This window comes from Pseudomonas fluorescens (assembly GCF_005938625.1).
GTDB classification, from domain to species: domain Bacteria; phylum Pseudomonadota; class Gammaproteobacteria; order Pseudomonadales; family Pseudomonadaceae; genus Aquipseudomonas; species Aquipseudomonas fluorescens_BD.
Genome location: NZ_VCNJ01000022.1, coordinates 12,005 through 31,335, shown reverse-complemented (window position 1 = coordinate 31,335; position 19,331 = coordinate 12,005). Strand labels below are relative to the sequence as shown.

At 60.1% G+C, this 19,331-nt stretch carries 13 protein-coding genes, 1 tRNA gene and 2 pseudogenes; 9 read left to right on the top strand and 7 right to left on the bottom strand.

Annotated features, from left to right (window positions below):
• The first annotated feature begins 31 nt into the window (after window positions 1-31).
• Together FGA82_RS14010 and FGA82_RS14005 are read left to right on the top strand one after the other, a co-directional pair.
• On the top strand, window positions 32-1,486 hold the full coding sequence (locus FGA82_RS14010) for an amidase (RefSeq protein ID WP_141127527.1): 1,455 nt from the start codon (window positions 32-34) through the stop codon (window positions 1,484-1,486).
• Between the two features lie 86 nt (window positions 1,487-1,572).
• Window positions 1,573-1,649, top strand: a tRNA-Met gene (locus FGA82_RS14005).
• A 68-nt stretch (window positions 1,650-1,717) separates the two neighbouring features.
• Here the strand turns inward: FGA82_RS14005 and FGA82_RS14000 are convergent.
• Both FGA82_RS14000 and FGA82_RS13995 read right to left on the bottom strand, forming a co-directional pair.
• Window positions 1,718-2,047, bottom strand: a complete 330-nt coding sequence (locus tag FGA82_RS14000; protein WP_249384246.1) for a helix-turn-helix domain-containing protein — start codon at window positions 2,045-2,047, stop codon at window positions 1,718-1,720.
• Between the two features lie 428 nt (window positions 2,048-2,475).
• Complete coding sequence (locus tag FGA82_RS13995; protein WP_141127526.1) at window positions 2,476-3,585, bottom strand: DUF2817 domain-containing protein; 1,110 nt, start codon at window positions 3,583-3,585, stop codon at window positions 2,476-2,478.
• Between the two features lie 261 nt (window positions 3,586-3,846).
• Between FGA82_RS13995 and ggt the strand changes: the two genes are divergently transcribed.
• The gene (ggt, locus tag FGA82_RS13990) at window positions 3,847-5,679 is read left to right on the top strand and encodes a gamma-glutamyltransferase (RefSeq protein ID WP_141127525.1); all 1,833 of its coding nucleotides are present in this window, start codon (window positions 3,847-3,849) and stop codon (window positions 5,677-5,679) included.
• 396 nt (window positions 5,680-6,075) lie between these two features.
• Window positions 6,076-6,444 (top strand): DUF6124 family protein, encoded by a 369-nt coding sequence (locus FGA82_RS13985; RefSeq protein WP_141127524.1) that lies wholly within the window; start codon window positions 6,076-6,078, stop codon window positions 6,442-6,444.
• Window positions 6,445-6,543: 99 nt separating this feature from the next.
• Here FGA82_RS13985 and FGA82_RS13980 read toward each other — a convergent pair whose 3' ends face one another.
• From FGA82_RS13980 to FGA82_RS13965, 5 genes and pseudogenes are all read right to left on the bottom strand, one after another.
• A complete protein-coding gene (locus FGA82_RS13980; RefSeq protein ID WP_141127523.1) occupies window positions 6,544-7,176 on the bottom strand; it encodes a LysE family translocator in 633 nt (210 codons plus the stop codon).
• Between the two features lie 77 nt (window positions 7,177-7,253).
• Window positions 7,254-7,853 carry a flavin reductase family protein gene (locus FGA82_RS13975; RefSeq protein WP_116255197.1) on the bottom strand — a complete coding sequence of 200 codons (600 nt, stop codon included), beginning with the start codon at window positions 7,851-7,853 and terminating at the stop codon, window positions 7,254-7,256.
• 174 nt (window positions 7,854-8,027) lie between these two features.
• Window positions 8,028-8,465: pseudogene (locus tag FGA82_RS32890) on the bottom strand (methyl-accepting chemotaxis protein); the annotation flags it as partial.
• 102 nt (window positions 8,466-8,567) lie between these two features.
• Window positions 8,568-9,344: pseudogene (locus FGA82_RS32885) on the bottom strand (PAS domain-containing protein); the annotation flags it as partial.
• 116 nt (window positions 9,345-9,460) lie between these two features.
• A complete protein-coding gene (locus FGA82_RS13965) occupies window positions 9,461-10,774 on the bottom strand; it encodes an MFS transporter (protein ID WP_141127521.1) in 1,314 nt (437 codons plus the stop codon).
• Window positions 10,775-11,108: 334 nt separating this feature from the next.
• On the opposite strand from FGA82_RS13965, the gene FGA82_RS13955 reads away from it, so the two are divergent.
• From FGA82_RS13955 to FGA82_RS13935, 5 genes are all read left to right on the top strand, one after another.
• Window positions 11,109-12,527: a short-chain fatty acid transporter gene (locus FGA82_RS13955; protein ID WP_116031448.1), complete on the top strand. Its 1,419-nt coding sequence runs from the start codon at window positions 11,109-11,111 to the stop codon at window positions 12,525-12,527.
• Between the two features lie 189 nt (window positions 12,528-12,716).
• The gene (locus FGA82_RS13950) at window positions 12,717-14,414 is read left to right on the top strand and encodes a molecular chaperone HscC (protein WP_141127520.1); all 1,698 of its coding nucleotides are present in this window, start codon (window positions 12,717-12,719) and stop codon (window positions 14,412-14,414) included.
• 11 nt (window positions 14,415-14,425) lie between these two features.
• Window positions 14,426-16,135, top strand: coding sequence for a J domain-containing protein (locus FGA82_RS13945; protein WP_141127519.1), 1,710 nt, complete (start codon window positions 14,426-14,428; stop codon window positions 16,133-16,135).
• A 99-nt stretch (window positions 16,136-16,234) separates the two neighbouring features.
• The gene (gene acpA, locus FGA82_RS13940; RefSeq protein WP_141127518.1) at window positions 16,235-17,929 is read left to right on the top strand and encodes an acid phosphatase; all 1,695 of its coding nucleotides are present in this window, start codon (window positions 16,235-16,237) and stop codon (window positions 17,927-17,929) included.
• Window positions 17,930-18,048: 119 nt separating this feature from the next.
• Window positions 18,049-19,221, top strand: coding sequence for a hypothetical protein (locus tag FGA82_RS13935; protein ID WP_141127517.1), 1,173 nt, complete (start codon window positions 18,049-18,051; stop codon window positions 19,219-19,221).
• Window positions 19,222-19,331: the final 110 nt, after the last annotated feature.

Sequence of the window (19,331 nt, the reverse complement as noted above, 5' to 3'; positions counted from 1 at the left end):
GTTTTTCCAGCCGTCTGAAAGGCCGCTTGCAATGAACTCTAATAACATCAGCGAACTGGTCCTGTTGCAGGCCCACGAGCTCGCCGAACGCATCCGCCTGCGCCAGGTTTCCTGCCGGGAAGTGATGCAGACTTACCTTGCCCATATCGAACGTTTCAACCCGTTGGTGAACGCGCTGATCAGCCTGGAATCACCGGAAAATCTGCTGGCTCAGGCCGACGAACGCGACGCCGAATTGGCGCGTGGTGATTACCGCGGCTGGATGCATGGCCTGCCCCATGCGATCAAGGATCTGTCACTGACCCAAGGTATTCGCACCACGCTGGGGTCGCCGCTGTACAAGGACTTTGTGCCTGAGCGCGACGGAATCATGGTCGAGCGGATCAAGGCCGCCGGCGCGATCATTATCGGCAAGACCAACACCCCGGAATTCGGTCTCGGTTCGCAAAGTTACAACCCGTTGTTTGGCGCGACTGCTTGCGCGTATGACCCGAGCAAAACCGCAGGCGGCAGTAGCGGTGGTGCGGCGGCGGCGCTGGCGATGCATCTGGTGCCGGTGGCCGATGGCAGCGACATGATGGGCTCGCTGCGCAATCCGGCGGCGTTTAACAACATTTTTGGTTTTCGCCCGTCACAGGGGCGTGTGCCGTTTGATGACAGTGCCGATCTGTTTTTTGATCAGCTCGGTTATGAGGGGCCGATGGCGCGCAGTGTGAGGGATGCGGCGTTGCTGTTGTCGGTGCAGGCCGGGGGCGATGCGCGGGCGCCGTTGTCGATAGCTGAATCCGGTGAAGCCTTTGCGGCGCCGCTGGAGCGTGATTTCAAAGGCACGCGATTGGGTTGGCTTGGTGACTTCGGTGGTTATCTGGCGATGGAGCAAGGCGTGCTGTCGCTGTGCGAGAAGACCTTTGCCGACTTTGAGAGCCTTGGCTGCCACGTTGAGTCCGTTCAGCCGGGTTTCGCGCCTGAATGGCTGTGGAGCAGTTGGCGGACGTTGCGGCACTGGATGGTCGCGGGGTCGTTGGGTGCGACGTATGCCGATCCGCAGAAACGCGCGTTGCTGAAACCGGAGGCGATCTGGGAAGTGGAAAACGGCTTGAAGCTATCGGCCAGTGAAGTGTTTGCCGCCTCGGTGGTGCGCAGCGATTGGTATCGGGCGATTTCTCGTCTGTTCGAAAAGTACGATTACCTGCTGCTGCCCAGCGCCCAAGTGTTCCCTTTCGATAAAACCCAGCCCTGGCCGACCTCGATTGAGGGCGTGGCGATGGACACGTATCACCGCTGGATGGAGGTGGTCATCCCCGGCACGTTGTCGGGTTGCCCGGTCGCCAGCGTCCAGGCGGGATTCAATGCGCAGGGTTTACCGATGGGCCTGCAAATCATCGGCAAGCATCAGGCCGACTTCGCTGTCCTGCAATTGGCGCACGCGTATGAACAGGCCAGCCGCTGGTTCCAGAGCTGCCCTTCGCCGCTTCTCAGCCAGTGATTTTGATAAACGGTTGAAAGCGTAGAAAAAATTTTTAAATTTACGCTTGACGCTTTTCCATTTCAGGGGAATAATGCGCGCCACTTGGCTACATAGCTCAGTTGGTTAGAGCATAGCATTCATAATGCTGGGGTCCGGGGTTCAAGTCCCTGTGTAGCCACCAAGTACTAAAAACGGCTTACCGAAAGGTAGGCCGTTTTTTTATGCCTCGAGAAAAGTCTCGGTAATTTGTTACTTCAAAACACCCTTCTCTTCGTCGCTCGTTTTGGTCGCTGCCTGTGCGATCAGTGCGTCAAGCATCTGCGCAATGACCTTCTGTTGGACCTTCGAAAGCTCATTGATGGACTGCAGCCGTCGATACCACGTCGAGGTCAAGCTGCGTCTGGGCGTCTCCGTGTACGAGGGAACCCCGAGCAGGTCTTCAACAGGCACGCGAAGCGCAAACGCCATCTTCACCAGCGTCGTGACCGGCATGCTGCGGGTGCCCTCCTCGTAGCCCTGAAAGGTTTGCCGGGAAAGACCTAAGGCCCGTGCAAACCGAGTCTGTGTGATCTCGTGCACTGTGCGTAAGTGAGCAATGCGACTGCCCAGCGCCACCAGAAAATCACGGTCCTCATTGGAATACTCATGACAATGGCCGACTGAAAATAGAGTTGAATGGCAACGGATTCATCCTTTTCATCTGAAATCCATCCTGGAAAAACAACAGAAAATATCCTCAGGCAGCGGCGCGTAAGTTGTCGACCTGAAAAGTCTGTAGGAGAAATGTGGAGCAACCGCCAAGTTGCAGCGAGGTACTACAGGCGCGAAATGCCTTTTCATTCGACTGAATCGGTACCGAGAGATCTGGTTGAAAAAACGCTGTAGGAAACGGATTCGATCCTGGTATGAATTAGATCGCGCAGCACAAATACAAAAAAACGGCTTACCGCAAAGTGAGCCGTTTTTTGTGCCCGGAGGAAAGTGCCGGCAGCAAAGACACTGATGATTTACTGCGACCAGTTACCCAACGCCGACAACCCTTTCGCCCAGATTTGCCGCGTGCGCAAACCGACCATCGTCCGCCAGTCCGGATCGGCCGGATAGAACTGCTCCAGCAGATTCAGTTTGATTTCACGTCCTACCGCATCCAGCGGATCGCCATGCAAATGCAGCCAATGATCATCGCGCAAATGTCGGTGCACCTCCGGCCCCGGATACGTCCCGCACTCGATCACGAACGGCATCAACTGCACGTCCGGTAAAGCATTGAGCAACGCCTGCGAGGTGTACCCGGTAGCCGTCGCTGCCACTCCGGTTTCGCTCAAGGTTTCGGCACCGGTGTGCAGCGTGTAAAGCCATGGGCCATAAATTGCCTGGGCTTGCGCGAGTGCCGGGTACGGCGCCTGGGTGATGGTCAGCAACATCGGATGGCCGTATTCGCCAGCGCCGGTGTGCAAATCAAAACACATCACGGTTTCAGCGCCAGCCAGATGCGTTTCGATGATTTGGTGCAAGGTGCGATTCGACCAGCTCGGCGCGCGGCCACCGTAAAACAGTCCGTCGGGATGACTGTGCTGACCGCCCTCGACAATCGACATTACCGCTGGCCAACCGTGTTCTTTTATCTGCGCATCGAGCAAGGCATCGGCGCTTTTGCGCTCGGGGCCGTTCAGATCAGTGCACGCGTAGATTTCATGTAGGGTGGCGTACGCGCGGTTATCCGGCAGCGGACCGGTGAAATCCAGGTGATTGCGGTTGAGGTCGATGTTGTCTTCGTTGACCCGCCGTAACCACGCCGTGCCCCATGGGTTGATCAGGTGCACCATCACCACCGCGACATCCCTGGGCAGCGAAGCGGGCTCGAAGGTTTTCAGCCAATCGATCTGACAATCCGAGCCGTAATAGCCCTCGACTCCGTGCGTACCACTGAGCGTTACCAGCCGCCGTTTGGCCTGTGGATCGCCGAGCACGGCGACGTCTGTGCTCAGGGGTTCGCCAAAGGGGCCGCAGCGTGGATGGGCGTACGAGGTGAGCGTGGCACCGGCGGCGTTAGCGGCGGCGATGAACTGTTCGCGTTGGTCGCGGTAGCTGGATTCAGTGGGGAACTCGCTGTGCATATCAGCCTCTTGTTGATCTTGTAATTGTGGGAGCGAGCTTGCTCGCGAAAGCGGTTGGACATTCAACATTTCTGCCGACTGACACTGCGCATTCGCGAGCAGGCTCGCTCCCACAGGTGCTCATTGCAGCTCAGTAGATTTGCGGTTGACCCTAGCGAACATCCGCCCTGAAAAGAAAGACAAAAATGCCCACCGGTTTGCGTCGCGACCGAGCGGTCGATAAAGTCCCTGAGACTTTTATCCCACGGACGGAGAGCCCGCGTGTTTTCAGCCTTGCCCTTGAGCCGTTTTCGCCTGCCTGCCCTGACGCTGATCATCAGCGCCCTGACCCTCACCGCATGCAACGCCCCGCCCTCCTCGACCTTGCCGCTGGCACCGGAAGCCGCGTCCGGTTTCCGCACCGATCTGCAAACCCGCCACGCCAGCAAACACATGGCCGCCGCTGCCAATCCTCTGGCTGCTGAAGCCGGTCGGGAGATGCTGCGTCAGGGCGGTTCGGCGATTGACGCGGCGATTGCGATGCAAGCGGTGTTGACCCTGGTTGAGCCGCAATCGTCCGGAATCGGCGGCGGCGCGATGATCGTGTTGTGGGACGGCAAACAGGTGCGCACTTACGACGGTCGCGAAACCGCGCCGGCCGGTGCCACCGAAAAGCTGTTCTTGCGCGCCGATGGCCAACCGATGTCGTTCCCGCAGGCGCAGATCGGCGGTCGCTCGGTCGGTACGCCGGGCGTATTGCGTGCGCTAGAGCTGGCGCATAAACAACACGGTCGCCTGCCATGGGCGAAGCTGTTTGAACCGGCGATCAAACTGTCCGAGCAAGGCTTTGCCATTTCGCCGCGCCTGCATTCGCTGCTGGAATCAGATCCAGTCATCCGCAAGTCGCCTGATATGGCCAAGTACTTCCTCAACACCGATGGCAGCGTCAAAGCCGTCGGCACGCGCCTGCAAAATCCGGCATTGGCCGCCGTGTTCAAACGCATCGCCAATGAAGGTGCGGACGCGCTGTACAAAGGCCCGATCGCCGAAGAAATCGTCGCCAAGGTGCAGGGCCATGCCAACCCCGGCAGCCTGTCGCTGAACGATCTGCAGCGCTATCAGGCCAAGGAGCGCGCGCCGCTGTGCACCGATTACAAACGCTGGCAGGTCTGCGGCATGCCGCCGCCGTCGTCGGGCGGCATCGCCGTGGCGCAGATTCTCGGCACATTGCAGGCGCTGGAAACCCGCGATCCACGCCTTTCCCTGACACCGCTCAAACCAGTGAAAACCGACAAACCGGCTGGTATTGAACCGGACCCGCAAGCCGTGCATCTGATCGCCGAAGCCGAACGTCTGGCCTACGCTGACCGCGCGCAATACGTCGCCGATACCGACTTCGTGCCGGTGCCGGTCAAAGGCCTGGTCGACCCGGGTTATCTCGCCAGCCGCGCCAGCCTGATCGGCGAGCGCAGCATGGGCAGCGCCAAACCGGGCACCCCGCCGGGCGTGCAGGTCGCCTACGCCCCGGACCGCTCGCCGCTGCGCATCTCCACCTCGCAAGTGGTCGCGGTGGATGACCTCGGCGGCGCCGTGTCGATGACCACCACCATCGAAGCAGCGTTCGGTTCGCACCTGATGGTTCAGGGCTTCCTGCTCAACAACCAGATGACCGACTTCTCGTTCATCCCCGAAGAGAATGGCCAGAAAGTCGCCAACCGCGTCGAACCCGGCAAACGCCCACGCTCGTCGATGGCGCCAACGCTGATCTTCGATCGCGCCAGCGGCGAATTCGTCGCTACGGTCGGCTCGCCCGGCGGTTCGCAAATCATCGAATACGTGGCGAAAACCACCGTCGGCCTGCTCGACTGGAACCTCGACCCGCAAAGCGCCATCAGCCTGCCCAACTTCGGCAGCCGCAACGGCCCGACCGAACTGGAACAAGGCCAGTTCAGCCCGGCGCTGATTCAGGCACTGAAAGACAAAGGGCATGCGGTGAATGAAATCGACATGACCAGCGGCACCCAGGCCATCGTGCGGGTCAAAGATGCGCAGGGGAAAGCGTCGCTGGAGGGTGGCGCGGATCCACGGCGTGAAGGCGAAGCGTTGGGGGATTGAGGGTAGTACGCAAACAAAAAAGGCTTACCGCGAGGTAGGCCTTTTGCTTGGCACACTGCGTATTTCAAATCGGGATGTTTAAAAGCTGCGAGGCAAACAGAGAACCGTCCCACAAGGTTTTCAGGTTGTCCGTCGGACGTCAGCTCTCTAGCCTGTACTCGTCGCTGCAAATTCAGTGACCGGGATTGGAAACCCCGAGTAGAACCGAGCGCACAAGCGCCTTTCATAACGTATCCTTGCACACCTTCATGGTGTGCACTCCGTTATGGCGGCTGTGCGCGGGAGACCTTCGGGTCAACCGGGTTCTCCGTTCCCCGGGTTTCCAACCTGCGTACAGCTGCCACCTATTCGTTCGGAAACCGAATCGGCCAGCTCCAATCCTGATCGGAGAACACCATGAAAAAACCAACACCCAATCCCCCCGAAACAAACACCGACCCAACATCCCCGTACGCAACCATCGACAGCAAAAAACTCAACGAAGCGGCCGACCGCGCCCTCGACCACTACCTCAAACCGACCACTCACATCATGGCGTCCACCCGCGTAGCTGAACCCATGTACCTCGCCAACCCGGTTTACGACACCGAATCGCTGCTGGCCAATGCCAGTGAGTCCTTGGGTTCGGTCACCGAGATGCTCAACAATTTCGCCGCCGTGCTGGATACCGCGCACCGCAAGACCGCGCTGGGTATCGCGCAAATCGTCATGCTGAGTGAGTTGGCGGTGAATCAGGCGCTGGATAACGTTCAGCCGGTTACGTAGTTTTCGCAATGCATAAAAAATCCGATGCCGTGCAGGCATCGGATTCTTATTTCCTGGCACATACGAGGCCAAACAGCTTTCACATCCAAGATCTATGGCTCAGCGATTAGCCACCAGATGCACCCCAAACAACAGATAGCAACCGCCCGCGAAGCGATCCAGCCATTGCCGCGAACGCTCATACACACCGGCAATCCGCCGACTGGCGAAGAATAGCGCTACGCAGCAATACCAACTGAACGACAGCGTCGCCATGGTCATGACTGCCAGCGCCAGCAACAGCGGCGGGATGTGAGCCGGCATGGCGGTGGCGAAAATGGTCGCGACAAACAGTGCGGATTTGGGATTGGTCATGTTGCCCAGAAATCCCCGCCCGTAAGCGCCGAGCAACGTTTGCTGCGAGTCATCCAGCGTGCCGGCGACGATCGGCGCCTTGCGCTTGAACTGCTTGAGCCCGAGGTAGATCAGGTAGCAGCCACCGGCAATCTTGAAGCTCAAGTACAGCGCTGGTGCGGCGCTGAACAGCGACTGAATGCCCAGGCCACCCGCCAGCCCCCACAACACGGTTCCGCTGGCCACTCCGAGCGCCGCGACTACGCCATGACGGCGGGAACGGCTGACCGCGAGTTGCGCGATGTTGAAGAAGTTCGGGCCGGGCGTGACCACGGCCACGGTCCACAACAGGGCCAGCGACAGCAACGGCGCCAGATAACTCGAAAGGGAAAAATCCATGGGGGTATGCGCCTGATTGGGTTCGACGATGCCCTCTACCTTGCAACATCCCGCAATGTTTTGCCATCAGCCGCCATTCAGACCGCTAGCGTCTTGCCATCCACAGCATCACCAATCTTCAGGAAATGCCCGCCCGCCACGTGGTGCAAGGTGCGCAAACCATCGTGCCCTTCGAAATGCCAGCGCCCGTCGCTGAACACGCGCTCATCGGCATGGGCGGCGATGACTTCGGCGAGGAACAGATCGTACTGCTCGTGATTGCGCGGCTCCGGCAGCAAACGGCATTCCAGCCAGGCGACGCAGCCGTCGAGCAGCGGCGCTTCGACTTGTTCGCCGGCAAAGGTTTGCAGGCCGTAAGCCTGAAACTTGTCCTGCCCTTGGGTTTGGGTGATGTCCAGACCCGACGTATTGCCGACGGTTTGCACGATGTCGGCCTGATTGACGCACGGGACATTGAGCACGAAGGTGCCGGACGCTTCGAGCAACTGGCGGGTCCAGGTGGATTTATCGAGGACGACGGCGACTTTCGGTGGTTCGAAATCCAGCGGCATTGCCCAGGCGGCAGCCATGATATTGCGCTGGCCGTCGTGGGCGGCGCTGACCAGCACGGTCGGCCCGTGGTTGAGCAAACGGTAGGCTTTGTTCAGGGGCACCGGGCGGCGGTGGGAATCGCTCATGGGAATCTGCTCCGGGGAAAAGGAGCCGATTGTAGCGCCAGCATCGAAATACAGGCGGGTGAAAACTCTGTAGGAGCTGCGGGACGCTGCGATCTTTTGATCTTGATGTTGATCCTCGGAATCAAGATCAAAAGATCGCAGCGTGCCGCAGCTCCTACAGGGGTTTAGTGCAGGTCAGTGGGAGAGTTGGTTGGCGAACTGGCCAACGGCATTCACGACTTTCTGCGCACCGTCCTGAATCTCGACAATCACCGTGCCCGCCTCTGCTGCCAGCGCCAGCCCTTGTTCGGCCTGAAGCTTGCCATCGGTCATCAGCGCCACGGCGTTGCGCGCCATTTCCTGGTTCTGCCGCACCACGGTGACGATCTCTTCGGTCGCCTGACTGGTGCGCGAAGCCAGTTGTCGCACTTCGTCGGCCACCACCGCAAAACCACGGCCCTGCTCACCGGCGCGCGCCGCCTCAATGGCAGCGTTGAGCGCCAGAAGGTTGGTCTGCTCGGCAATGCCGCTGATGGTTTTGACGATGGTGCCGATCACCTGCGACTGCTCGTTCAGTGCCTCGATGCCCTCACCGGCAGCCTGCATGTGCCGCGACAGATCACGCATTACGTTGACCGCTTCAGTCACCACCGTGGTACCGCGCTGGGCGGTGCTGTCGGTTTGCTGCGAGGTGCTGTAGGCAATGCTCGCCGCGTCGGCTACTGCTTGTTCGCGGTTGACCTGATCGGTGATCACCGTGGCGAACTTCACCACTTTGTACAGTTTCTCGTTGGCATCGACGACCGGGTTGTAGGACGCCTCCAGCCAGACCGTACGACCGTGGCTGTCGACACGCTTGAAGCGATCAGCCACGAATTCGCCGTTGTTCAAACGCCGCCAGAAGTTCTGGTATTCGGCGCTGTTGTATTCCTCCGGGGTGCAGAACAGGCGGTGATGTTTGCCCTTGATCTGCGCCAGGCTGTAACCCATGCCGCTGAGGAAGCGATCGTTGGCGTTGAGCACGTTGCCGTTGAGGTCGAACTCAATCACCGCAGTCGAACGCACCAACGCGCCGATCAGGTTTTCATGTTCACGCGAGGCTTCAATGGTGCGGGTCAGGTCGCTGGCGAACAGCGAAATGTGCTTGATCCGCCCATCCGAAGAACGCACCGGTTGCACGATCGAACGCAGCCACGCTTCTTCACCATTGCCACGCAGCAAGCGCACGGCACCAGCGAAATGCTCGCCGCGGGTCATGGCGTTTTTGAAGCGATGATGGAATTCATCAGTCTTCACATGCGCCGGGACGATATCTTCAATCGCCCGACCGATCAGGTCCTGACTCTTGTAGAGCATCTCGGTGAGGAAGTTCTGGTTGACCGATTGAATGCGCCCGTCGGGCTCAAGGTTCAGCACCAGCATCTCGCTTTCCAGGCTTTCCTTCACCTGCACGAGGCTGGAGAGTTCTTCACGAAGAGCGGCCAGCTCTTGCTTCAGGCGTTTGTTGAACATGGGGAAGTACCGATGGGCAGGATAGAAAGCGGGATGCAGCCTAACCATCGGCCTTGAAAATCTTTTCTGAAGAGCGCTGGCGACTCGTCAGTCAAAAATAGTTCTGACCGCTAAAGTCACGCCGCTCCGGCCACCTGACACTGTCCCGAACGCGGCATCCGCGCACCGAAATACGCCGCCGTCAGCAGACCCACCACGCCCATCACCGCGCAGAACATCACGCAGATCCATGGACTCCACGGCATCAGACCGATCAGCAACAGCGGTGTGATACTGGCCCAAATGGCGTAGGCAATGTTGTAGGTAAAGGAAATGCCTGACACGCGAATACGTGCCGGGAACAACCCGACCATCACCGACGGCACCGCGCCGACCACACCGCAAGCCAGACCGGCCACCGCGTAAGCCAGGCCTACCCAGTGACCGCCCATGATCAAGCAGCCATACAGCACGCCAATACCCAGCGGCAGCAACAGGCTATACAGCATGACGGTGCGCCAGGCGCCGAGACGATCGACCAGCAACCCGGCGATCACGCAGCCGATATTGAGAAACACGATGCCCAATGCACTGAGGGCGAAGGTGTGGCTGGCGGTCATGCCGAAGGTTTTCTGCATCATGGTCGGGGTGATGACCACGAACACCACCACCGCCGAGGTCAGCACGCAAGTCAGCAGCATCGCCGGCAACATCGCCAATCGATGCTCGCGCAGCACCGTGCGCAGCGGCAATTCAACGCGCGCCTCACGCTGCGCTTCCATGGCCATGAACACCGGGGTTTCGCTCAGCCAGCGACGCAGGTAAACGCCGATCACACCGAAGACGCCACCAAGCAGGAATGGATAGCGCCAGGCGTAATCAAGGATTTCCGCCGGAGTGAAGACTTGTGCCAGAAACGTCGCGGTCAGCGCGCCGATCAGGTAACCGAAGGTCAGGCCGGCCTGCAAAAAGCCCAAGGCATACCCGCGATGGCCGGCCGGCGCGTGTTCAGCGACGAACACCCAAGCGCTCGGCACCTCACCACCGACCGCCGCGCCTTGGAGGATGCGCAGCGCCAGCAACAGCAAAGGCGCGAAGTAACCGATCTGCGCGTAGGTCGGCATGATCCCGATCAGCAGGCACGGCAGCGCCATCATCAGGATGCTCAGGCTGAAGACTTTCTTGCGCCCGAGTTTGTCGGCGAAATGCGCCATCAGGATTCCGCCCAGCGGCCGCGCCAGATAACCGGTGACGAATATCCCGAAGCTTTGCAGCAGACGCAGCCATTCGGGCATTTCCGGCGGGAAGAACAGCTGGCTGAGGGTCAGGGCGAAGAATACGAAGATGATGAAATCGTAGATTTCCAGCGCGCCGCCAAGGGCCGCAAGGCCGAGGGTCTTGTAGTCGGAACGGCTGAACGGCGCAGGTTTGGCCGGGGATTGGGCAGTCATGGCAAAGAACTCGGAAACAGGCAAAAAACCAAGGCGCCCATGGTCTACGCAAATGCGCGGATGGACAACCCGTTAGACCATAGTCCCGGTTTTGCAAAACCTGCTCACAAAGCATCGGTAGTTGAATTACTGTTAATGCCTGTCCTGCCAGGCGAACCACCATCGGCAAGTCATGCCGAGATCCTTGTAGGAGTGAGCCTGCTCGCGATGGCGTCGATTCAGTCAATACGAGTGTTGAGTGTAAGAAAGCTATCGCGAGCAGGCTCACTCCTACAGGGGATATGAGTTTCGTCCGCAAGACCACAATAACCATAAAAAATCCGAGGTACTCCCTGTGGCCGTTGATATCGAAGATAGCCGCTCCGCACGCTTTGCCCTGCGCTGTTCAAGTTTCGCCGAACGCTGGTTCCCCGATTCCTGGGTATTCGCCGCGCTGGCCGTGATCATCGTCGCCCTGGCCACGCTGGCCATGGGCGCCAAACCCACCGATGCGGCGATGGCTTTCGGTGACGGCTTCTGGAGCCTGATTCCGTTCACCATGCAAATGGCCTTCGTGGTGATCGGCGGTTACGTGGTCGCCAGCTCGCCACCTGCGGTAAAACTGATAGATCGCCTGGCGCGGATCCCGAAAAACGGCCGTTCCGCCGTGGCGTGGGTCGCGCTGATCTCAATGGTTGCCTCGTTGCTCAACTGGGGCTTGTCGCTGGTGTTCGGCGGTTTGCTGGTCCGCGCCCTCGCCCGCCGCACTGACCTGAAAATGGATTACCGCGCCGCCGGTGCTGCTGCCTACCTGGGCCTTGGTGCGGTGTGGGCGCTGGGTTTGTCGTCGTCAGCCGCGCAGTTGCAGGCCAACCCCGCCAGCCTGCCGCCGTCGATCCTGTCGATCACCGGGGTGATTCCGTTCACCGAAACGATTTTCCTCTGGCAGTCCGGCGTCATGCTGCTGGCGCTGATCGTGATTTCAATCATCATCGCCTACGCTACCGCTCCCGGGCCGAACTCGGCGCGCGATGCCAAGGCCTGCGGCATCGACCCAGCCTTCAATCTGCCTCCACTGCAACCGCGTACCCGTCCAGGTGAATGGCTGGAACACAGTCCGCTGCTGATCATTGTGCTGGTGCTGTTGGCGGCGGGATGGCTGTTTCATGAGTTTTCGACCAAACCGGCGATTACCGCGATTTCCGGCCTCAATACCTACAACTTCCTGTTCATTATGCTGGGCGCCTTGCTGCACTGGCGTCCGCGCAGCTTCCTCGATGCCGTCGCCCGCGCCGTGCCGACTACCACTGGCGTGTTGATTCAATTTCCGCTGTACGGCTCGATTGCCGCACTGATGACCACGGTCAAAGGCGCGGATGCGCAGACGCTGGCGCACCACATCTCGACGTTCTTCGTCAGCATTGCTTCCCACGACACCTATGCGCTGTTGATGGGCGTGTACTCGGCGATTCTCGGCTTCTTCATTCCGTCGGGTGGCGGCAAGTGGATCATCGAAGCGCCGTACGTGATGCAGGTCGCCAACGATCTGCAGTACCACCTCGGCTGGGCAGTGCAGATTTATAACGCTGCAGAAGCGCTGCCTAACCTGATCAACCCGTTCTACATGCTGCCGCTGCTGGGCGTGCTTGGGTTGAAGGCGCGGGATCTGATTGGTTTCTCCTTCGTGCAGTTGCTGGTGCACACGCCGCTGGTGCTGGTTCTGCTGTGGGCGCTGGGGACGACGCTGGCGTATACGCCGCCAGTCATGCCGTAATCCCAAGCGGGGCGCAGTCATGATGGCCGCGCCCCGCACTTTTCTCGTGAAACAGCCGCGTGTCGGGCTGCCTGTCGCAAATAATGGCTCAGAGCCATCATCCTGCTTTACCGCATCGTACTCACGGTAATATTCTGCGCGCCGATAAATGTTTCCATTTTTTACCAAGCGCAAAGGGAGTTCGTTGCAATGATCGTAGGGATTGACCTGGGAACCACCAACAGCCTGGTCGCCGTCTGGCGGGGCGATGCCACCGAGTTGGTGCCCAATGCCCTGGGCCAGTTCCTGACACCGAGCGTTGTCGGCCTCGATGATCAAGGCCGGATTCTGGTCGGCCAGGCCGCGCGCGAGCGTCTGCACACGCATCCACGTCTGACGGCTTCGCTGTTCAAGCGCCACATGGGCAGCGCCACGCAAACGTACCTGGCCGACAAGGCGTTTCGCCCGGAAGAGCTGTCCGCGCTGGTGCTCAAAAGCCTGAAAGAGGACGTCGAACGGGCTTATGGCGAAACCGTTACCGAAGCGGTGATCAGCGTCCCGGCCTACTTCAGTGATGCCCAGCGCAAGGCTACGCGGATCGCCGGCGAACTGGCCGGGCTGAAGGTCGAGAAGCTGATCAACGAACCGACCGCTGCCGCCCTCGCCTATGGACTGCACCAACGGGACAAAGAAACTTCGTTCCTGGTTTTCGACCTCGGTGGCGGCACGTTCGACGTGTCGATTCTGGAGCTGTTCGAAGGGGTGATGGAAGTCCGCGCCAGTGCCGGTGACAACTTCCTCGGCGGCGAAGACTTCGACACCGTGCTGCTGGAGCACTTCATCAGCCATCACCGTTCTGCCGCAGACTTCCCGGAGCGCAACAGCATCATCCAGCCGCTGCGTCGCGAGGCCGAGCGTGTGCGCAAGGCGCTGGGCCAGGACGACAGCGCCGAATTCCGCTTGCAGCACGGTGAGCGCCAGTGGACGCAAATCATCACCCAACAACAGTTGGCGACGCTGTACATGCCGCTGCTCGAACGCCTGCGTGCGCCGATTGAGCGGGCGCTGCGCGATGCGCGCATCCGCGTTAGCGACCTCGACGAAATTCTGTTGGTCGGCGGTACCACGCGCATGCCGCTGGTGCGCAAACTCGCTGCCGGGCTGTTCGGCCGCTTCCCGTCGATCACCCTCGACCCGGATCAGGTCGTGGCACAGGGCGCGGCCATTCAAGCAGCACTCAAAGCCCGCGCCGCCGCGCTGGAAGAAGTGGTGCTGACCGATGTCTGCTCCTACACGCTGGGGATCGAGACCTCCACTCAGGTCGGCCGCAACTATGAGAGCGGGCATTACCTGCCGATCATCGAGCGCAACAGCATCGTCCCGGTCAGTCGGGTGAAAACCGTGTACACCCTGCACGACAATCAGGAACAGGTGGTCGTGCGCATCTTTCAGGGCGAAAGCCGCCTGGTCAAAGACAACGTCGCACTCGGCGAACTGGACATCAAGGTGCCGAAACGCAAGGCCGGCGAAGTTGCCCTCGATGTGCGTTTCACCTACGACAACAACGGTCTGCTGGAAGCCCAGGTGAAAATCCCCCTGACCGGGCAACAGCATTCGCTGGTCATCGAGAACAACCCGGGCGTGCTGTCCCCCGAGGAAATCCAGCAGCGCTTGCAGAACCTGGCACAGCTGAAGATTCACCCGCGCGAGCAGCAGGTCAACACGCTGCTGAGTGCACGTCTGGAGCGCCTCTATCAGGAAAGCCTGGGCGATATGCGCGATCTGATGGGCGATTGGGCCAAGCGATTCCAGATCGCGCTGGACTCTCAGGACGAGCGCCAGATCCGTGAAGTGCGCACCGAACTGAGTCGACAATTGAGCGAACTTGATCGCACTCCGTGGCAATAAGGAGCCTGGCCATGGATTGCTGGTCGGTGCTGCACCTGCACGATGACGCTGAAGCCCGCGACATCAAGCGTGCCTATGCGCGCCTGCTGAAAACCTTCCGCCCCGATGAGGATGCCGAAGGTTTCCAGCGCCTGCGCGAAGCCTACGAACAGGCGCTGGCGATTGCCCGGTGGCGTCTTGAAAACGCTGAGCCTGCGGACGAAGACGACGTCGCCGTGGCCACGGCGTCCAGCGCCTTTGCCGCACTGGCGTTCGATGCCGCACTGGCAAAAAACCCGTCGCGGGATGTTGCAGCGTTTGAGCTCCCGCCCGTCAGCCCGGCAGCCCCGCAAGCGTTTACACCGCCCGAGATGGACGATGTTCAACGTGCCGAGCCGTTGGCGGCGGACACTCGTACTGACGCAAAAGCCGTTGAAATGCAGGCCGCGCAGCAACTGGTCGAAGGCCTGTCGGCAGAGAACCTCGCTGAACGTTGGGATCAGGCCCAACAGCAAGACTGCGCCCAGGCGCTTGAAAGGCTGTTGCTGCAACTGTGTTTTGAACAGCCACAACTGCGCGGCCCGGTGCTGCACTGGGCCGTCGCGCAACTGGGATGGCTAGGCCCTTGGCAAGCGCTGCTGATGAATGAACGTCAGCGCGACCTGCTCGCCGAAAGCCTGATGGCCGATTATCAAAACGCCCTGCAAGCGCTACTCGAAAGCCACAGCGAACGCGAATTCCTCAACTTGCTCACACGCTACAGCGCCCAACCGTGGCTTCAGGTTTTCGATCGCCGTGAACAATGGCAGCAAACCCTGCTGCATTTGCTCAATGACAGCGAGTGGAGCGTGCCGCTGTTCGACCGCATCGGCCAACTGTTCGGCTGGGATCACAACAAAGGTCTGCACCCACAGCCGGACTGGCTCTGGGACACATTGATCGAGCGCTGCAATCAGGAAAGCTTCTACGACAACCTGCGGGCCAAGGCTGAAAGCGACCGGACGTGGGCGGCCGATGTTCAGGCAGCGCATCTGTTGATCAATCCGCTCAAGCCCCAGCAGCAAAAGAAGATCATCGACGGCTTTGGTCAGAACGAATGGCAGGCCTGCCATGATCTGTCGGAAAACCTCAAATGGCGCTTCCCGGCGCTGCTCGCGCGATTGCCCTACGCCGACGTTTTTTATTGGCGGCGGTTCTTCCCCCGGCCCATCGCGGCCGAAACCTGGGTGCGGGTATGGGCGGCCATTGCGTTGGCGCTGTGCCTGTTTTATCTGGGCCTTGAGAAAAGAGATGCCGCCAATCTCATCTTCATTCCGATGATCTTTGCCTGCGTGCCGGTCTGGTTTTTCCGCTTCGCACTGAGTTGGTGGGTGGTGCTCACGGCCCACGTGATTGTCCCCGACCTGTGGCTCACCGAAGGGCTGATTCCGCGCAAATGGAACCCTGACACGCGCTGGCTGGTGATACGCCACGGAGTACCGCAAGGGGTGATGGTGCTGCTGTTTTCGCTGATGCTTGGCCCGCTGGGGGCGATCACTTATGTCGGCACGCTGCTGATCGGGCTGGTGCACAAACGGCGAATCGGTTCGCTGAACCCGGATCTGAGCAACCGCCACCCTTGGTTGACCGCGCTGCACTGGGCGCATTTCAGTCCGCTGCAATTGCTGTTTCTGGTGGTCATGACCGCCGTAACAGCGGCCAGCAAGCTCGGCTATTCGCTCACCCAGCTCGTGCCCGGTTAAGAACGCAACGACAAGTCGTTCTGTCACCCAACCGTCATATTCCCTTGTTAGCGTCCGCCCGAAACAAACTGAAACACTTAAGCAGAAACGGGCTGATAGATGAAAGACGAAACAGACGGCACTGACACACCTGAATCCAATCAACCTACCGACACCAGCCGCCGCCGCTTCCTTGGCGGCGTCGCGGTGCTTGGCGTCGGTGCCACTCTGGCCGGGTGTGGCAGCGCCAATGATCAACCGGGCAAACCGGCCGAGCGCCCGCTGACGCCCGCCGAGCTGGACAAGGCCCTGCGCGATCAGGTGAAAACCGTGGTGGTGATCTACGCCGAGAACCGCAGCTTCAATAACCTGTTCAGTGATTTCCCCGGTGTCGAAAAGCCTCTGTCGGCGCTCAAGCCCGCCGACTATCAACAACGTGACCGCGACGGCGCGCTGCTGCAAACCCTGCCGCCGGTCTGGGGCGGCGTGCTGCAAATCGGCCCGCAAACCCTCGATGGCGTGACCTACCCCAGCGCCACGCAGTTTCAGGAAAACCTGCCCAACGCCCCCTTCGCCCTCAAAGGCCCGAATGGTGAGGACTTGCCTTTCGGTCTGGTGACCCGCGACTTGTGGCACGTGTTCTATCAGAACCAGATGCAGATCAATGGCGGCAAGAACGATGGCTTCGTCGCCTGGGCCGACTCCGGCGGTTTGACCATGGGTCATTACGCGCAGAGCCGTTATTCCCTGCGCCTGTGGGACGTCGCTCAAGAGTTTGTGCTGTGCGACAACTTCTTCCAGGGCGCCTTCGGTGGCTCGTTCCTCAATCATCAGTACCTGATCAGCGCCACCGCGCCGTTCTATCCGGATGCGGCCAACTCCGTCGCCAAATCACAGATCGCCGCGCTGCAAAGTGATGATCCAACCGACCCGCGCCTCAAGCCGCTGGAGCAATCGCCGGCCAGCGCCATGACCGGCCCGCCACAGTTCGGCCCGAGTGCGCTGACCCCGGACGGCTTCGGCGTCAACACCCTCGCCCCGCCCTACTGGCCGACGTGGATTCGCGATCCGGAGCGCCCGGCGTATGCCAAAGCGGATCTGCCCAACGTCATGGTGCCGCAAACCCACGAACACATTGGCGACAAGCTGTCGAAGAAAAACATTGATTGGGCCTGGTACGCCGGCGCTTGGCAGGCGACGCTGGATCAGTACAAGGATTCCGGCGGCATCCCGAAAATCCCCAATTTTCAGTACCACCATCAGCCGTTCAACTACTTCAAGCAGCAAGGCCCGGAGAATCCCGACGAACGTAATAAGCGCCTGCGCGACGCCGGCCTGGGTGATGAGTCGAGCAGCAATAAGTTCTTCGCCGATGCCGAAGCGGGCAAGTTGCCGGCGGTGAGTTTCTACAAACCTCAGGGCAACCTGAACATGCACGCCGGTTATGCCGACGTGGCCTCCGGTGAACGGCATATCGTGCGCGCGCTGAAAGTACTGCGCGAAAGCCCGCAGTGGCAAAACATGGTGGTGATCGTCACGGTCGATGAAAACGGCGGTTGGTGGGACCACGTCGCACCGCCCAAGGGCGACCGCTGGGGGCCTGGTTCACGAGTGCCTGCGCTAGTGGTGTCGCCGTTTGCGCGCAAGGGCACAGTGGACCACACGGTCTACGACACGGCATCCATTCTGCGGTTGATCAGCCGTGTGTTCCAGCTCGAGACCCTCAACGGCCTCAAACAACGTGACGACGCCATGATCGCTCGGGGTCAGAAACCCATGGGCGATTTGACCAACGCCCTGCATTTTCAGGTCTGAGCGCAATTCCTGCGGCGTGCAGCAAATATCTGCACATGACGGCTTTTCTGTGCAACACCGCTGATCCAATATGAGCCGCCCCCGATACCCGGGGAACCCACGCTGAAAAGGATCTGAGCATGTTCAAACTCGCAGGACTCACACTCGCCGCGCTCACACTGAGCGCGGCCGCCCACGCCGATGTCGACCTGAAACTGGGCAGCACCGAGCGTGTTACCCGCCTCTTCGCCTACCCCAACAATTGCAACGTGATCTGCTACCGCAACTGGACGCTGGAACAGACCGTCGCCCATTACCTGAGCCAGAGCGTGCAACGCGATGGTTATGCCGATGCCAAGGTGCTGGTAAAAACCGATAACGACCAGCTCTACGCCGAGATCACCGGCGTGCCGAAGGATTACGACAAACCCTTGTCGGCCCTGCTGGACGCGGGTGATCTGGCCTACACCGGCGCCAGCAAGCTCAACGCCGACGGCAAATGGGCCTATAGCTGGTATCTGTTCCTGCCGCTGGGCATGGCTCTGGAAAACCGCAAAAGCGTCGAGTTGCTGCACTTCCCGCCGGATTACTCGCTGACCCAGGCGCAGGATTATCTGCGTTCGAACACCACCGATCGCTGGGCGACATTGCTGACTGACAATGGCATTCCCGCCGGGCAGACGCCGGCCTATCAAACCATCATCGACATCGCCCCGATTGCTGCGCCGTCCAATGCTGGCAGCGATCTGGAAGGCGTGTATGACTACTTCAAGGACTACCAGACCACCCTGGTCAAACAGTTCAGCCAGACCGCCAGCGGCACGACGCTGCCGATGGTCGCGTTCGGTGCGCCGGTGCGTAACTGGATCAAGCAGCAATACGGGCCAACCGTGAATGTATTGGGGCTGGTGACCATCAGCCCGAGCGAAGGGGTGAAAGTGCCGGTGCTGGGTTCCAACCACCCAAGTTACATCTGGTACGCAGCCGACCCGAAGAGCTACAGCGGCGACGATGCGCAGGCGAAGGCTGATGCAGCAGGCCTGAAAGTCATGGGTCAGGATTTGAGCGCCGCCTGCTGGCAAGCCGGAATGGGCAGCAAACCGGGCAGCGATGCCCAGGCTACCCTCAGCAGTTGCACGCAGACATGGCAGGTCACGCAGAAAGTCAAAACCTGCGAGCTGTTCTACACCTCGATCCGTAATCTGACCCCGGAACAAGCCACCGCCAAGTGCGCTACCACCCCGATCAAGGCCCAACTGAAGCAATTGCAAGCACCGTTGCCAGCCACCGCCGTTCCTGCCCCGCACCTATAACCGCTTGAAGCGTTCCCGTGTCAGCCAATGCTGACGCGGGAAAGCGTCTAAATCGCCTGTCAGATCTGACAGTAGACCCGCTATACCTAATAGGACACGATTGGATCCAG

Coding starts and splice junctions, on each gene's coding strand:
- FGA82_RS13935 (WP_141127517.1), top strand. CDS start 18,049: ATGTTCAAACTCGCAGGACTCACACTCGCCGCGCTCACACTGAGCGCG.
- FGA82_RS13995 (WP_141127526.1), bottom strand. CDS start 3,585: ATGCACAGCGAGTTCCCCACTGAATCCAGCTACCGCGACCAACGCGAA.
- acpA (WP_141127518.1), top strand. CDS start 16,235: ATGAAAGACGAAACAGACGGCACTGACACACCTGAATCCAATCAACCT.
- FGA82_RS13985 (WP_141127524.1), top strand. CDS start 6,076: ATGAAAAAACCAACACCCAATCCCCCCGAAACAAACACCGACCCAACA.
- FGA82_RS14010 (WP_141127527.1), top strand. CDS start 32: ATGAACTCTAATAACATCAGCGAACTGGTCCTGTTGCAGGCCCACGAG.
- FGA82_RS13950 (WP_141127520.1), top strand. CDS start 12,717: ATGATCGTAGGGATTGACCTGGGAACCACCAACAGCCTGGTCGCCGTC.
- FGA82_RS13975 (WP_116255197.1), bottom strand. CDS start 7,853: ATGAGCGATTCCCACCGCCGCCCGGTGCCCCTGAACAAAGCCTACCGT.
- FGA82_RS13965 (WP_141127521.1), bottom strand. CDS start 10,774: ATGACTGCCCAATCCCCGGCCAAACCTGCGCCGTTCAGCCGTTCCGAC.
- FGA82_RS13945 (WP_141127519.1), top strand. CDS start 14,426: ATGGATTGCTGGTCGGTGCTGCACCTGCACGATGACGCTGAAGCCCGC.
- FGA82_RS13980 (WP_141127523.1), bottom strand. CDS start 7,176: ATGGATTTTTCCCTTTCGAGTTATCTGGCGCCGTTGCTGTCGCTGGCC.